The following is a 14,371-nucleotide window of genomic DNA, read 5'->3' on the forward strand; positions in this document are numbered from 1 at the left end:
GTGCGCCTCAGCGCCGCCGGTGAGGGGGTATTTACGGATTACCGCCTGACCCCGCAACCCCTTTTTTCGAGAAACGTCATCTTTTTTTCAAAAAACCGATTTTCCTTGGAAAAACATAGGGTTGGATAGGCGAAATTTCACGGATGGGAGCTTTGGCGCAATTTTATTGCCGCGCCGCAGCAGGGTCATTCCCTATATATATGGTTATCCACAGGCTTATCCCCAAGACTCGGGCGAAACTTTCCGAGTCACCGGCAGAATCTTGGCGACTCGAGGGATGAATCGCGCGTTCGGGCGATTCATTTTCCGGAATCGGGGGCGATTTTTTTGAATCGGGGCGCGATTCACCCGGTGATTTTCGGTGAATCGGCGTGAATCGCTGTTTTGGGCGATTCATTTTCCGCCTGAATCGGCGTCAGACGGTGAATCAGGCCGCCTGTTTCCTGCGCTGCGGGCGAATCCGAAGCATCAGAAGCCCTAAAATCACCGAAAGATAGATCAACGGCTCCAGTTGGAAGCCCTTGGAGAGCCAAATGAAGTGAATCGCCCCCAGAATCGCGACCACATAAGTGAGCTTATGAAGCTGCCGCCATTTCCGGCCCAGTTTGCGAACAGAATAATTGTTCGAGGTGGCAGCCAGGGGAATCATCAAAAGGAAGGCCACCATTCCGATGGTCACATAGGGACGCTTTATAATGTCCGCCCAAATCTGTGCCACGATCTGCACATCGAGGATCAACCAAACCGCCAGATGCAGCGCGACATAGGCAAATGCCATGAGGCCCAGCGCGCGACGGAACTTCAAAAGGTTCAGGCCGACGTACCGGCGCAGGGGGGTGATGGCCAAACCGGCCACAACCAACTGCAAGGCAATCTCGCCCAACTCTCGTTCAAGCGCCTTGATCGGCTCGGCCCCCAGGCCGCCCGTGACCCCCAGATAAAAGAGCCACGGCGCGGGAACGGCACACAGTATATATATGGCCGCTGTGGGGATGCGCCGGACAAGGGTATTGAAACGGTCCACCAGGATCAGAAGTTCTTGGTCAGGTCCATGCCATCATAAAGGCTGGCAACCTCGGCCTCGTAGCCGTTGAACATCTTGGTGGGGATGCGCGGGGCAAACAGCCCGCCACCGATTTGCCGTTCGGTCGCCTGTGACCAACGCGGGTGATCCACGGTTGGGTTCACATTACTATAGAAGCCGTATTCGCGCGGGTTGGCCTTGTTCCAGCTTGTCGCTGGCTCTTTATCCGTCAGGGTGATCCGCACGATCGACTTGATGGATTTGAAGCCATACTTCCACGGCACCACCAGACGCAGGGGCGCGCCGTTCTGGTTGGGCATGTCGCGGCCATAGATTCCGGTGGCCATTATAGTGAGGGGGTGCATCGCCTCATCCAGGCGCAGGCCCTCGACATAGGGCCAGTCCAGAACCGGGAATTGCACGCCCGACATTTCATCGGGGCGCAGCACGGTTTCAAAAGCCACGTACTTCGCGCCCGACTGCACGCCCGCCATATTCAGAAGGTCGGCCAGCTCAAACCCGTTCCAAGGCACCACCATCGACCACGCCTCGACACAGCGGAAACGGTAGAGCCGCTCTTCGATGGTCATTTTCGCCATGATGTCCTCGAAGGCGTAGTCGGCGGGGCGGTCGACCATGCCGTCGATCTTGACGGTCCAGGGCTGGATGGTCAGGCGGTCGGCATAGCGGGCGGGGTCATCCTTGCCGGTGCCGAACTCATAATAGTTGTTATAGCTGGTGATATCGTCCCAGTCGTTCGGCTCAAGGTCGTTCTCTTGCGCGCGGGCTGCGCCACCTACTCCGGCAAGGCCCAACCCGGCGGCGGCCCCCGCGATCCATTGGCGGCGGTTCATATAGATATGTTTCGGCGTCACCGCCGCCTCGGTCAGGTCGTTTTTCCACCGATAAGCCATGTCATTTTCCCGTCTGTTCCACACAGTATATATAGGGGACGCTACGCGCCCCTCCACAATCGGGCAAATGAACCATCCTCACGTCTGTGTGGGGACGTTGTAACTTGGCCGGATTTTGTTGAACGGAATCGAGGTGCCATCGGCCTGCACAATCCGCACATGCCGCCGCCGCATCAGGCGCGGTTCGGCCACCCCGACGGAGTGGGCGATTGTCTCGACCTCGTTGATCACGGATTTGGCGTAATTGGCCACCTTCTCGAACTTGTCCTCCACGACAAGACCCGCTTGCAGGTGCGGCGCATGGGTGGTGATGCCGGTGGGGCAGGTGTTGCGATTGCACTTGAGCGCCTGAATACAGCCAAGCGAGAACATAAAGCCGCGCGCGGAGGTGACGAAATCGGCCCCGGCGCAAAGCGCCCAAGCCACATCAGACGGGTTCACCAGCTTGCCGCTGGCAATAATGCGAATACGCTCTTTCAAACCATAACGGTCACGCAGGTCCACCATACGCGGCAGCGCCTCGCGGATCGGCATGCCGACCAGATCAATCAGCGGCATGGGCGCGGCCCCGGTGCCGCCCTCCCCGCCGTCAATGGTGATGAAGTCGGGTGCGCAATCGGACCCGCGTTCATTGATCAACTCGAAGAACTCGGCCCATGCATCCGACGACCCGACAACCGTTTTGAAACCGCAGGGCTTGCCGGAGACCTCGCGGATATGGGCCACGACATCCAGAAGTTCGGCGTAGCTGTCGATTTCGCGGTGACGGTTAGGCGAGATGCTGTCTTGTCCCTCGGGGATACCCCGGATCGCGGCAATTTCGGCACTCACCTTTTCACCGGGCAGGATGCCGCCCTTGCCGGGCTTGGCCCCTTGGGCCAGCTTCAGTTCGAACATTTTCACCTGCGGGTTGCTGCCCACCTCGCGCAGCTTGTCGTCATCAAGATTGCCGCTCTCATCGCGCACGCCGTATTTTGCCGTGCCGATCTGATAGACGATGTCGCATGCCCCCTTGAGGTGAAAGGGCGATAGCCCCCCTTCCCCGGTATTGAGCCAGATGCCCGCCTTGGCCGCACCCCGGCTAAGGGCCTCAACGGCGGGGCGGGAAATGGCGCCATAGCTCATCCCCGAGATATTGTAGATCGACTTGGCCCGATAAGGCACGGCCGCCGTTGGACCGATCTCCATCGGCGCGGTTGCGGCGGACTCATCGTCCAGTGGCGGAAAGCAGGCGTTCACGAAGATCGGTGTTCCCGAAATGGCAAGGTTGCGTGTCGAGCCGAAGGCCACCGTGTTCCCCTTGCCCTTGCCCGCGTGATAGACCCAGTCGCGCTGTGCCCGGTTGAACGGCATTTCCTCACGGTCCATGGCGAAGAAATACTGCCGGAAGAATTCGCCCAGCTTGGTGAACAATCCGCGAAAACGCCCTATTACCGGGTAGTTACGGCGAATGGCGTCGCCGGTTTGGGTCTTGTCGAGGATGAAGAGGATCAAAACCGTCAGGGCAAGCAGGCCAAGGGCGATCACGAAAATCAATGCGAGGAATTCAAGCGCGTTCACGGCATAGGTCATTCGGTGTCTCGGGTGTTGATGTGGATCAAAGGTGAAGGCATGGTTGGCTTATAGACTGCGCCTTTGACTATCCGGGGACAACCGGAAACCAGAGTTTACGGAGAGTTTGTCATGAAAACATGGATACTGGCCGCCGCCATGGGATTGGCCGCCCAAACCGCAACCGCACAGGAGATGGTGACCTATACCACCGACCAGAGCTTTGGCGATGTGGCCTTTGGGCTGGAAAGTGCCATACTGGACAAGGGGTTGGTGATCGACAGTGTCAGCCACGTGGGCGAGATGCTGGAGCGCACGCGTGCCGATGTGGGGTCGGACGTGGTTCTGTTCAAAGAGGCCGATACCTATAGCTTTTGCTCGGCCTCGTTGTCGCGCGAGGTGATGGAGGCGGACCCGATGAACATCGCCTTTTGCCCCTATGACATCTTCGTCGCCGAACTGGCGGAGTCCGAGGGCGAGGTGATGATCGGATACCGCGCCTTCCCCGAAGGCGAGATGCAGAAAATCCAGGATCTTCTGGACGGTATCGTGCGGGCGGCCATCGGGATGGAATGATCCCCGACACAGCACAGAAAGACATGTACAGTTTGTACATCTTACCCCCGGTTTCTGTACAGAAATCGGGGGTTCGTCTTCAACGACTGTACAGAACGTACATAACCAGCTGCCCGGTGGCCTGCGTGCGGTGGTGCAAGGCTTTGGAAAGGTTTCGACAGCAGGGTTGTTCCATATCCGCAGTTGGCAAGCGAGGCCCCAGGCCAGGCCCGGTGCAGGGCGATCGAGGAACAGGCAAATGCTCTGGGAAGTTTGGAAGGCAGAGAAACCTCACGTCGCAGTGAGCGAAGATCACAAGAGTTTGAATGGAAAATTGCGCAGGGCGCGGCTTAGGTCGCATTCCGCGCGGGTCAAATGGCATCGGCGGAAACCCCCGGTGAACCGTCCGAGGTTTCGCTGCGTAGGTCTGGACGATGTCGATAACGGCATTGAATTCTTCAGCAACCGAAGGAGACCAAATCATGTTTCGCCGTACTTATCTTGCAATGACCGCTGCCGCCGCGTTGATGGCGGGCCCCGCCCTTGCCGACGGGCATGGGAAAATGGACATCGTCGATACCGCCGTGGATGCGGGCAGCTTTGAAACGCTTGTCGCGGCCGTGCAGGCTGCCGGCTTGGTGGAAACCCTGAAGGGCGAAGGCCCCTTTACCGTTTTCGCCCCCACCGATGAGGCCTTTGCCGCGCTGCCCGAAGGCACGGTCGAAGACCTGCTGAAGCCCGAGAACAAGGATAAGCTGACGTCGATCCTGACCTACCACGTGGTGCCGGGCAAAGTGATGTCGGGGGATCTGTCGAACAACATGATGGCCGAGACCGTTGAGGGCAGCGAAGTGACCATCATGACCGAAGATGGCGTGAGCGTTGACGGCGCGAATGTCGTGACCGCCGATATCGAGGCCAGCAACGGTGTGATCCACGTGATCGACGGGGTGATCATGCCCAAGTAAGGCCACGCGCCTTTGCCACTCAATGGCAAGGATTGGCCCCGGCGGTTTGCCGGGGCCTTTTCGTTTGGGAGGTGTGTTTGGGTGCGCGCCCTACAAGGTTATCGGGTTTCTTATCTGACGTTGGACGGCATAAACCGCCCTTCCCGTTTCTGAAACCAAGGCTTTATCAAAGCCCGATAGCAGCGCGATGGCCAGACCGCGGGATGGCGATCGAAGGTTTGAGCCCCTCGATTTATCCCAGTTACTGTCGGAAGACCCCAACACGGGGTGCCTACGTCAACCAATCGCCAGCCCGGGGGGCGGTCTGGCGATCGCGCGGCGGCCTGCGGCCTTGATTCCGCGCGGGGCAGTTGAACCCCACCCTTTGCCCCTAGTGCTGTGTCTCGCCCTTTTCGACGGTGAAGAAAAAATCCTCTTCGGGGTCGCGGGCCAGCACCTCGTCGGGGACGCATTCCGGCCCGGACAAGAAGACGTTGGAGCCGAAATGCACATGCATATGCGCCAGTTTGCGCATCCTCTCGCCGTTCAGTTCGGCAAAGAACTTCGAATAATTCTCGGTCGCCCGCAATTCATCAATCTTGGTGCGATGCATTTTCACGCAGTGGTCGTGCATCGCCGCGATCTCGGGGTCGGCCATGAGTTTGGCGCGTTCCTGTTCAACCCTTGGAATCATCCGCTGGATCGAGGTGTCTTCCTCGGCGTTGTTGTTCATGCGGAACCAGTACGCGAGGCCCTGGTCGCGGTCGACGTGGTTCACCCGGCCCCGATCACGTTTCACAAGGAAGCTTTCGGCAGAGCGCACGGCATAATGGTTCAACTGTACCAAGTCATAGCCATAGGTCGTGACCGTTGAGCGCCAGCCGTTGCGATACATCGATTCCGGCAGCGGGATGCCCGAGCCGTTGACCCACATGATTTCATCCACCAGTTGCGGGTTGAGGCCCTTGGGCCGGTGCACCCCCAGTTTCTTGAAGATACCCGCGTTCTGGAACAGCGTCTTGAAGCCCCAGGCCTGATGCGGCTTGCGGGCGTATTCGGGGGCGCAGCGGGTGAACTGCCGGATGATCAGGTCATCGTGGAAACCGGCGACATCGGCATTGCCGAACAACCGCCATGTCATGGCGATCATGTTGGCATCGGGCACGGCCTTGAACAGATCATCCAGCGTGCCGTCGCCCACCTTGATGTTGATGAATTCATCCACGTCGATGCAGGTGGCCCATTTGGCATCCTTGATCAACGGCTCCTCCCCAGCGGCGGCAAGGGCGGCGTGCTGGGGTTTGAGGTTCATTTCGCGAAACGGGTTGTCGCGGTGTTGGATGTATCCCTTGGCCTGCAACAGGTCGAACATATCGTCGGTGCCATCGGTGCAGTCGTTGGTGTAGATCAGGAAATCATCGAACCCGATGGCGCGGTGATAGGCCAGCCATTCAAGGATGAAGGGGCCTTCGTTTTTCATGGTGGTGACGATGGCGCGGCGGCCCCGGCCCTTTTGCACCTTCCTGGGCGCGACATCGGGCACGCGCACGGGTTTGTGGCCGAAGGTTTTCTTTGACAGTTTGAGCAGGCGGTCGTCTTCGATCAGCGCGGTTTTCGGAACGATGAGCGAGACCGCATCGGCCGGGTGGCGCAGGTTCATGAAGCGGTAAAAGCGGCCCGGCGCCGTCAAGTCCGGGTCGGCGTTGCCGACACGGGTCAGTCGCCAGATGGCTTTTTCCGGGGCTTTCGCCGGGGCGATGCACCAGCGGGTTTTGGGTTTGCCGGCGTCGAACTGCACACAGATATGATCGGCAAAGCGGATCGGGTCGTTGTTGCGTACACGCCATGGGTAACAGGTTTGCCCCATAAGCGGGATCACCCCGCCTTGCGCGGCAACGGCGCGGTCAAAGATGGTCTCGTCGCCATCATCGACGATCAGGTCGTGGACCTCGATATTGGCCACGGCGCGGGCATCGCCCAGAAAGCGCCGGCGCATGATTTCATAGCAATGCAGCGCCCCGATGGGCGCGGACCATGGCGCGGGCGGGGGAATTTCCATCCGGTCCTTGCCGGGCGCGGCGGGGGCGCAGAAGGGGTGTTCCTCGGCCGGGAGGTTGAGTTTGCCCAAGGGATGATGAGAGCGCAGGACGGTGACGCGCATGGGCAGGCCCATGGCGGCCACGCCCTGTTGCAGTTCGGCGTCAAAGGCGGGCCGCTCACCGGGGCGGGTGCGATCAAGGATGACGGCGGCGTTCAGGCCTTGATGCTCGGCGTTGAAGGCAAGCCATTGCAGGATGGTCGCGGCATCCTCGCCATTGCTGAGGGCGGCGGCGGCATTCAGGCCTTCGAACCCGCGCAATTCGGAGGGAGAGGGGGTAACTTCGACCTCGTCCCCGGCAAAGGACAGGGTGAACGGCCCCCGGCGTGGCAGCGACAGGCGCAGCACCGGTGCACCGCCGATGGTGAAAAGCGTCGGCACCTCGGCCTTGTGGGGGAACCCCAGTTGCCTTGGGTCGGTATCCGCCTGGAAATAGAGCGTGACCTCCTGGCCTGTTTCGGTGTCTTGCGACACGGCCTCCAACAGGGTGATGCCATTGGCGGTGACCCCTGCCATTTCGCGAAATTCGACCTGCCCTGCCATCTGCCTGTTCAGCCCTTGTTGCCCCGGGCCGCCGCCATGGCCGCGACGTAGCTGCGCAGGGCCTTGGGGCTGGGTGGGGTGCTGTTTGGTGTGAGGCCTAATTGCCAGTGAAAGCGCACTTCATCAATCTCGCGGAAGATTTCCGCAAGGCGGCGTTGATACGCGGCCACGGTGGCCGCGTGGCAGGGGTGGACATCGGGCAGGTTCAGAAGCTCATCCACCATGGCACGGGTGGCCGGTAGCATGGTGTCGATACGGTGCTCTTCAACGGTGTTCCAGTTTCTTTCCACCCAATAGCCCACGTCGATCGGTTTTTGCATGTGGTTGGGCAGGCCACGGTGCCGCTTGACCATGAATTCATCGCGCGAGCGCAGGGAATAATGGTTCAACTCGGCCAGCGGCGGGTGGTCCTTTGCGTAAGTATAAAGGGTGATCAGATCGTCGTTCTGCACGAAGCTTTCGGGCAGACAATCGCCCCATGCGGTCAGCCACGGCGCATCGCGGCGCGGCTTGCGGCGCGGGCGGTGAACGCCAAGCTTTTGAAAGGCCTTGGGGCGGACGATGGATTTGAACAGATGCGCCATGGGAAATTGCAGATCGCGCGGCGCGGCGCGGCGGAAGCGTTCGGGCGTCAGGGCGGGATCATAGCCCGCCTGCCCGTCAGAGCCGAACAGCCGCCACGGAATGGCCACCGCGTCGGCCTGCCCGCCCTGCCCCTGCATCGCGTCCAGAAACCCGGAGATATCCGAACAGGCGGGATCGAGCGACAGGAATTCATCGCAATCGAACACCATCACCCAGTCGGCCCCGGCCACAAGCGGATGATCCCCCGCCAGCCTGAGCGCCTGCCATTGCACGGATTTGTTGCCCTTGGGGGCAAAACGCAGGTGTGTCACGCGGCCCGAGGCCTGCAAGGCATCGAGCAGTGTATCGCTGCCATCGGTGCAATCGTGGCTGAGAACAAGGATGTGATCCATCCCCGTCGCCAGATGATGCGCCACCCATTCCACAACATAGGGGCCGTCATCGCGTAAACATGTGACACCCAGAACCGTCATACCCTGCCCGCTGTCTCCTTTGGTATCTGTGCCCGAATTAGCAAGACTTTTCCGATCTAACCATAATCACGCAAGAACTGGTCAAAGTTTTGCCATTCCCAAGGCTTGCCTAAAGCGTTTCGCGAAAAACCTGAATCACAGATCTTCGCGAAACGCGTGCCCCGCTCAAGCGTTGTACCGCAGCGGGTCAAAACCGGTTTGCAAAAGCGCCGATCAGCTTTGTCATCTTGTCGCGGGGAAAGGTGGTTTTGCGGACCGTGAAGCGCGCCATCGCGCCGACGGTTTCCTCTTTCTCGAGGAAGTCTTCGAGCATGTGATAGGATGCGCGGTTTTCATAGTCATCGAACAGCAGCGTGGTTTTTTTGGTGCATCGCAACATCGCTGTCAGCGCACAGGCGACCCGGAAGCGGCCATCGATCAGGATCACATCGGGATGCTGAAATTCGTCGATATCCCAGATCGACAGCGGGTAGCGGTGATAACGCTTGAACCCCGAGTTATCCACGGGCCGGCCCCATTTGCCGGTTTTGCCGACATTCACGTGCTGCATCAGGGGCATGGATGGCGGCTGTTCCTGTTCGAAATAGCGGCGCATCATCTTGGTCCAGGGGCGGCTGGTTTCGACCGAAAAAATGGTTTTTCCCGGCATCTCGGCAGCCATGACCGTTGATCCGCCCGAGCCGTATTCAAGGATCACATTCGCCTTTTCGTAGTGTTTCCGAAGCAATTCGGCCACTTCGGGAATGAACGTGAGTTCTGGACGCTCGATGGTTGGTGTTTCGTCTTTCATGGGCCTGCCCACCTATCCGGGTTTCATCACGCCGATTTTGCCTTTTTCTCCGGTGCGGAGTCTTCTGCGAGGTTCGCCCGCAAGGCATTTGTCAATTCATCCATGTCAGGATCCATCTTGAGGGAGGCCGCCTTGCGTGCGTGCCAGTCAACCGCCCTTTGATGCAGATCGGCCAGCACCGGATCGGCCTTCAATTCGGCCGCGAGTTTGGCGCTGGCGCTTTGGTAGCGGTCGATCGTGGTGTCTTCCTCGCCGTTGAGGTTGAACTTGTGCCAATAGTCCAGCCCCAGAACATGGTGCGAATGGTTCGCCCTGCCCCGCGCGCGTTTGACAAGGTAGCTGTCCATGGAGCGCAGCGCATAGTGATTGACCTGTGCCTCGGTGAAGACCGGGGGGTGTTCCGTGCGCTCGCCGTTGATCACGTAATCCTTGCCGCCCGGCAGAACGCGCTTTGTGGTTTCGATATGCTCTTTCAGCGTGACGGGGGCGTGCAGGCCCATGCGCTGGAACTTGTGCTGATTGGTGTAGAGCGATTTGACGAACTTGCCGGTGTTGGGCCGTTCTTCTGCATCCCAGGGCAGTTCGGCCATGCGGAATTGTTGTGTGACCGGTGTATCGCTGAACGCCTCGATGCCGTTTGGCCCGAAGATACGCCATGGCACCGAGATGACATCGCTATCCTCGCCCGAGCCTTCGACCATCGCCTGAACCGATCCGTCACCCATATGGATGTTAAGGTATTCATCCACGTCGCAGACAAAGACCCATTTCGCATCCATCACGATATCATAGCGCCGGGAGGCCTGTCGCAGGGCCGAGCGGTGAATGCCGCCGCTGCGAACGATGGTGTTGTGTTGGGTGACAAGGCCCATTTCCTGCAGTCGCAAGAGGATATCGACGGTCGTATCCGTACAATCGTTGGTGCAGACCAGAATATGATCAAAGCCAAGCGTTTTGTAGTGAGCCACCCAATCAATGATAAAGGGGCCTTCGTTCTTCATCGTGGAAACGACGGTGTAGGTCTCTTGTGTCATGCACCCGCTCTGGATTTATCGGCGTTCTTGGCCTGCGTATTTCCTTGGCGAAAGGATACTGCACGCCGTGGTTTCATAGCAAGGAAGGTTAACACCCATCGCCCGCCGCGTTCCGAAATGGCCACGGGTGGGGGGCCCGTGGGATGGCCGCCTTTTCTTGCCTGCCTCATGGTCGTTCGCGTGGGGAACATGGGGGATCCTTGGGCTTACCGAAGCGCGCGCAGGCCCTGCCGGACCTTGCGGTTGTCGTTGCGGGCAAGGATGTATTCGCCCAGCGATTTGGCCAGTTGCGTATGGCCGCGGTTGACCGTGCGATTGAAAAGCTCGCGCTGATAGCGCGGGAAGGCCTTTCGGTTGCGCAGCATCTGGTAATAGTCCTGCGAGGTCAGGGTGCCCGCGAGCGCCCCAAGGATGATGGGCGACAGGATTCCCATCTGGTTGAGCGACGAGCCGAGGCGGTGCCCCAGAAGCGGGGCGCGCAGGCGTTCGACATTGTCATTGTCGAACCGGGCCACATGGCCGGAATCCAGCGGCTCGTAGGGATCATACAGGACATAGACCTTGTTGGCCGCGCCCGAGGCCTGTGCCGCATCGCCGTAGGGGCCGGAAAAGTCGCGGTCCCAGGCCACCTTGTAGCGGGTTTCCCAGGGCACGATGGATTTATCCAGCGTGCTTTGCGGGCTGATCGCCACCACATCCGCGCCGGGCGCGGCGGCGGAAAAGGCGCAGGCGGCATAGCCGCCCATGGAGGCGCCGTAAAACACCACCCGTTTGAAGCGGTTGAAAAAGCCGCTGTCGCGCAGCTCATCGAATTGCTGGGACACCCAAGGGTTGCGATACCATGTCCAGCCGCCGGCCAGCACGCCCAGCATCGACCAGCCTTGTTCGCGGATGAAGGAATAGCCCCAAGGCCGCCGGTCATCGCGTTTGTTCATGGTGATATCGAGGTTGTCGAAGGTCACCACAAGCGTGTCGTCGCTACGCGGCATGAAAAGGAAGGAATGGCCTTCGGGGCCGGGGCGGTAAAAGCCATCGTCGCCCGCAAGCCGCGTTGCGATTTCATCCCACCCGGCATCGTCGCCGCCTTCGGGGGGTTTGGGGGTAACCACGACGCGGGTAACGGGTTTGCCGTCTTCTTCGCGTGTCGAAAGCGGTTCGTTGGTGCCGTAGGCCTTGAGAAAGGGAAAGGCGCCCGAGCCTTTCTTGATGTCCATGAACACCCGGCTGTCGGAATGCAGGCAGCGGTCATAGATCCTGCCGAGGTTCTTGATGCGGTAGGCGCAGCCGAAGCCATCGAGATTGCACAGCACATCCACCGGGCGCAGGTCTTTTTCACGGCGGATCACGCGGATGCGGTCGGAGTCGACCCCGTTGCTTTGCAGGAACGCGGCATAATCGGCGATCCATGGCTGCGGATCATTGCCGAACTGGCCGGACCTGTCGACGTCGATCAGTTGGATATCGCAATCGTGCTGATGGTGGAGCGACAGCACGAAACTGCGCGCCGCACCTGTCAGGTCCGCCACGGTTTCGACCTCGTCCAGATCAAGGTGATCAACAAGCGCACCATCGAAGGTGGCGGTGCCCCGGCCCTTGATCGGGGCAAGCGCGGGTTCGATTCCGTGCTCTTGCACCAGTTTTTCAAGGTAGGAGCCCCGCGGGGCCAGCCCGTGGTGCAGGTTACCCAGTTGTTTCTTGTTCGAGGCCCAAAGGTGCAGGGCGGTGGTTTCATCCGTTATCAGCCCCTCGGCAATCGAGGCGCGGCGGAGGAACTTGGTGCGGTCCCGGAAGGTGACGGGATAGAAGGCATCGAGCGGCCGCACCTTGTCCTCAAGCCCCAAAGCGTGGACATAATGGGTGACCATCATCGGCCCCCAGACACCCCAGGGCTGCCGGGTGATATGCACGGGCTTGCCGGCATCTGCCTTTTTCCGGAAATCCTTTTGCTTTCCCTTGGGCAGGAAGGGCGCGATGGAATAGCGATCCGAGGTGAAATCCAGCATTTGCGAGAGCATCTCGCTGTCATGCGGCAGGCCGAGGATGGCGTTGTTGACGCGGTGTTCGCCGGGCAGCTCGTAGCCCATGACATAATCGCTGTCGTAGTCCATGGGCCGGTGGCAATAGACATCGGTATCAATCCAGATCATGCCGGGGCATTGATGGATCATGTGCAGGCGGAACCAATCGGCAAAAAGCGCGAAACTGTTCTTTTGTTCGTACTTGATGAAATCGTCGGTATCTATGATCTCGCGCCCGTCGCGGCGGATCACGCCCTCGGGGACATTGGGGATGTCCTCATAGCTGAACAGGGTGATTTTCTGGCCCTTGTCGACAAAGGACTTCAGGCAAAGCTGTTCCAGCCAACTTAACGGCCCACCGATCCAAAGGGTGCCTACCTCACGCTCTCGCGCCATACTCGATCCTCGATGCTTGCCATCTGTGCCCGCAAACGAACGCGCAACCGGCGGTGCAAAGGATGGAGTTTACCCGACCTGAATACCTCATAGGTGCCTGCCCACGCTACGCCTGCCGGGTTCGGTGACCCGTTTTGTTGTTTGCAGGCATAGTGACAAAAACTTGCCGTTTCGTCACCACGTAATATGGCGCGGCGCGTAAACCGTGGGTTTCAGGACACGCGCAGTCTGCTGTTCTGCGCCTGACACAAGATGCCCGCGCGAAGGCAAGCTTGAGGTCATGAGGTAAGTCTTCCGATCGGACATGTTAGGGAACCGCAGTTAGGCCCGTAGCAGACATAGCGGTTTGCGGGCCTGCTGGTCAGAGCAGACCTTCGCGCTCGGTAAGTCGAATGACCGAAGTGCGGGACAAACCTGCCATTCAACTTACATTTGCGAAGGCCTGCTTTTACGACAGCTCGTATATCTAATTAAACGCATATCAGGCGAGAAGCACAACGAGGTAGGCAATGTACGCGAACACGAAAAGCCCGCCCTCACGCCGATTGATTTTCCAACCGCTTCGAGCAAATGCCATTAAGATAAGCGTCGTAGCACACAGGACCCAAATATCGAGGCGAACAATCTCGGTCGGAACTGTCATGGGTTGGACGAGGACAGTTATTCCAAGGATGCCTAAGATGTTGAAAATGTTGCTACCCAAAACATTCCCGAGTGCGACAGCTCCTTCGCCCTTCCGTACCGCAATGATGGAGGTGACAAGCTCTGGCATTGAGGTCCCAATTGCCACGATTGTAAGTCCGATCGCTGTTTCCGAAAGCCCCGCAGCCTGAGCGAGGGACACGGCACCTGACACCAAAAACCTTGCGCCGAATATGGTGATTGCCAGCCCCGCGATGCAAATCAACAGCGATATGCCGATCGATGTTTCTGGGCCGACCACAGCGTCAGCTTCGTTCTCGTAGACAGCGGCGGCTGGTGTGCCTCCTGTTCTTTTCTCTGACCACAGCGTAAAGCCAAGATAAGCTGCCAATGCAGTGACAAGACCTGCGCCGATCAGTCGGCCGATTTCTCCTAACAGAACGGCACCGAGACAAATGAGCGTTGCAACTACCGTCACCGTGCCGTCACGCCGGAATGCTTTAGGGTCCACTGCAATAGGCGCGATGAGAGCAGCAATACCCAGTATCAGAAGAACGTTGCCGATGTTGCTGCCGACGACGTTTCCAATCGCAATTCCTGACGAACCGGAAAGCGCAGCCTGAAGGCTTGTTACTAACTCTGGCGTTGAAGTTCCAAAGCCAACCAAAGTGAGACCGATAACCATCGGGGATATACCGAACGACTTGGCAGCCGAGACAGCTCCCCGCACCAGCATTTCGCCGCCCACCACTAAGCCTATCAGGCCAATAACGACTAAGAGTGCCGCGCTCATCTTGGGAA

General features: G+C 59.1%; 11 protein-coding genes. 2 read left to right on the forward strand and 9 right to left on the reverse strand.

Features of this window, described 5'->3' with window-relative positions:
• Positions 1–427: 427 nt before the first annotated feature.
• The 3 genes from msrQ to RBB32_RS09450 form a co-directional block, all read right to left on the reverse strand.
• Positions 428–1,030, reverse strand: coding sequence for a protein-methionine-sulfoxide reductase heme-binding subunit MsrQ (gene msrQ, locus RBB32_RS09440; protein WP_306152529.1), 603 nt, complete (start codon positions 1,028–1,030; stop codon positions 428–430).
• Positions 1,030–1,938, reverse strand: a complete 909-nt coding sequence (gene msrP / locus RBB32_RS09445) for a protein-methionine-sulfoxide reductase catalytic subunit MsrP (protein ID WP_306152453.1) — start codon at positions 1,936–1,938, stop codon at positions 1,030–1,032. Before msrP ends, msrQ begins: the two co-directional genes overlap by 1 nt.
• Positions 1,939–2,016: 78 nt before the next feature.
• Positions 2,017–3,510 (reverse strand): FMN-binding glutamate synthase family protein, encoded by a 1,494-nt coding sequence (locus RBB32_RS09450; protein WP_306152454.1) that lies wholly within the window; start codon positions 3,508–3,510, stop codon positions 2,017–2,019.
• Between the two features lie 111 nt (positions 3,511–3,621).
• On the opposite strand from RBB32_RS09450, the gene RBB32_RS09455 reads away from it, so the two are divergent.
• Together RBB32_RS09455 and RBB32_RS09460 are read left to right on the forward strand one after the other, a co-directional pair.
• Positions 3,622–4,065 (forward strand): DUF302 domain-containing protein, encoded by a 444-nt coding sequence (locus RBB32_RS09455; protein WP_306152455.1) that lies wholly within the window; start codon positions 3,622–3,624, stop codon positions 4,063–4,065.
• 461 nt (positions 4,066–4,526) lie between these two features.
• Entirely contained in the window at positions 4,527–5,012 is a 486-nt protein-coding gene (locus RBB32_RS09460; RefSeq protein WP_306152456.1) for a fasciclin domain-containing protein, read from the forward strand.
• 370 nt (positions 5,013–5,382) lie between these two features.
• On the opposite strand, the gene RBB32_RS09465 is transcribed toward RBB32_RS09460, so the two are convergent.
• The 6 genes from RBB32_RS09465 to RBB32_RS09490 form a co-directional block, all read right to left on the reverse strand.
• A complete protein-coding gene (locus RBB32_RS09465; RefSeq protein ID WP_306152457.1) occupies positions 5,383–7,632 on the reverse strand; it encodes a glycosyltransferase family 2 protein in 2,250 nt (749 codons plus the stop codon).
• 8 nt (positions 7,633–7,640) lie between these two features.
• Positions 7,641–8,690 (reverse strand): glycosyltransferase family 2 protein, encoded by a 1,050-nt coding sequence (locus RBB32_RS09470; RefSeq protein ID WP_306152458.1) that lies wholly within the window; start codon positions 8,688–8,690, stop codon positions 7,641–7,643.
• A 187-nt stretch (positions 8,691–8,877) separates the two neighbouring features.
• Entirely contained in the window at positions 8,878–9,480 is a 603-nt protein-coding gene (locus RBB32_RS09475; protein ID WP_306152459.1) for a hypothetical protein, read from the reverse strand.
• Positions 9,481–9,506: 26 nt separating this feature from the next.
• Positions 9,507–10,514, reverse strand: coding sequence for a glycosyltransferase family 2 protein (locus tag RBB32_RS09480; RefSeq protein ID WP_306152460.1), 1,008 nt, complete (start codon positions 10,512–10,514; stop codon positions 9,507–9,509).
• A 206-nt stretch (positions 10,515–10,720) separates the two neighbouring features.
• Positions 10,721–12,928 (reverse strand): hypothetical protein, encoded by a 2,208-nt coding sequence (locus tag RBB32_RS09485; RefSeq protein WP_306152461.1) that lies wholly within the window; start codon positions 12,926–12,928, stop codon positions 10,721–10,723.
• A 481-nt stretch (positions 12,929–13,409) separates the two neighbouring features.
• Complete coding sequence (locus tag RBB32_RS09490; RefSeq protein WP_306152462.1) at positions 13,410–14,363, reverse strand: calcium/sodium antiporter; 954 nt, start codon at positions 14,361–14,363, stop codon at positions 13,410–13,412.
• Between the last annotated feature and the right edge of the window lie 8 nt (positions 14,364–14,371).

Source organism: Roseovarius sp. MMSF_3281 (assembly GCF_030733685.1).
Lineage (GTDB): Bacteria > Pseudomonadota > Alphaproteobacteria > Rhodobacterales > Rhodobacteraceae > Roseovarius.

What these genes read in the sequence shown, in the direction of transcription:
- msrP (WP_306152453.1), bottom strand. Translation starts at nt 1,938, where the DNA reads ATGGCTTATCGGTGGAAAAACGACCTGACCGAGGCGGCGGTGACGCCG.
- RBB32_RS09450 (WP_306152454.1), bottom strand. Translation starts at nt 3,510, where the DNA reads ATGACCTATGCCGTGAACGCGCTTGAATTCCTCGCATTGATTTTCGTG.
- RBB32_RS09455 (WP_306152455.1), top strand. Translation starts at nt 3,622, where the DNA reads ATGAAAACATGGATACTGGCCGCCGCCATGGGATTGGCCGCCCAAACC.
- RBB32_RS09460 (WP_306152456.1), top strand. Translation starts at nt 4,527, where the DNA reads ATGTTTCGCCGTACTTATCTTGCAATGACCGCTGCCGCCGCGTTGATG.
- RBB32_RS09465 (WP_306152457.1), bottom strand. Translation starts at nt 7,632, where the DNA reads ATGGCAGGGCAGGTCGAATTTCGCGAAATGGCAGGGGTCACCGCCAAT.
- RBB32_RS09470 (WP_306152458.1), bottom strand. Translation starts at nt 8,690, where the DNA reads ATGACGGTTCTGGGTGTCACATGTTTACGCGATGACGGCCCCTATGTT.
- RBB32_RS09475 (WP_306152459.1), bottom strand. Translation starts at nt 9,480, where the DNA reads ATGAAAGACGAAACACCAACCATCGAGCGTCCAGAACTCACGTTCATT.
- RBB32_RS09480 (WP_306152460.1), bottom strand. Translation starts at nt 10,514, where the DNA reads ATGACACAAGAGACCTACACCGTCGTTTCCACGATGAAGAACGAAGGC.
- RBB32_RS09485 (WP_306152461.1), bottom strand. Translation starts at nt 12,928, where the DNA reads ATGGCGCGAGAGCGTGAGGTAGGCACCCTTTGGATCGGTGGGCCGTTA.
- RBB32_RS09490 (WP_306152462.1), bottom strand. Translation starts at nt 14,363, where the DNA reads ATGAGCGCGGCACTCTTAGTCGTTATTGGCCTGATAGGCTTAGTGGTG.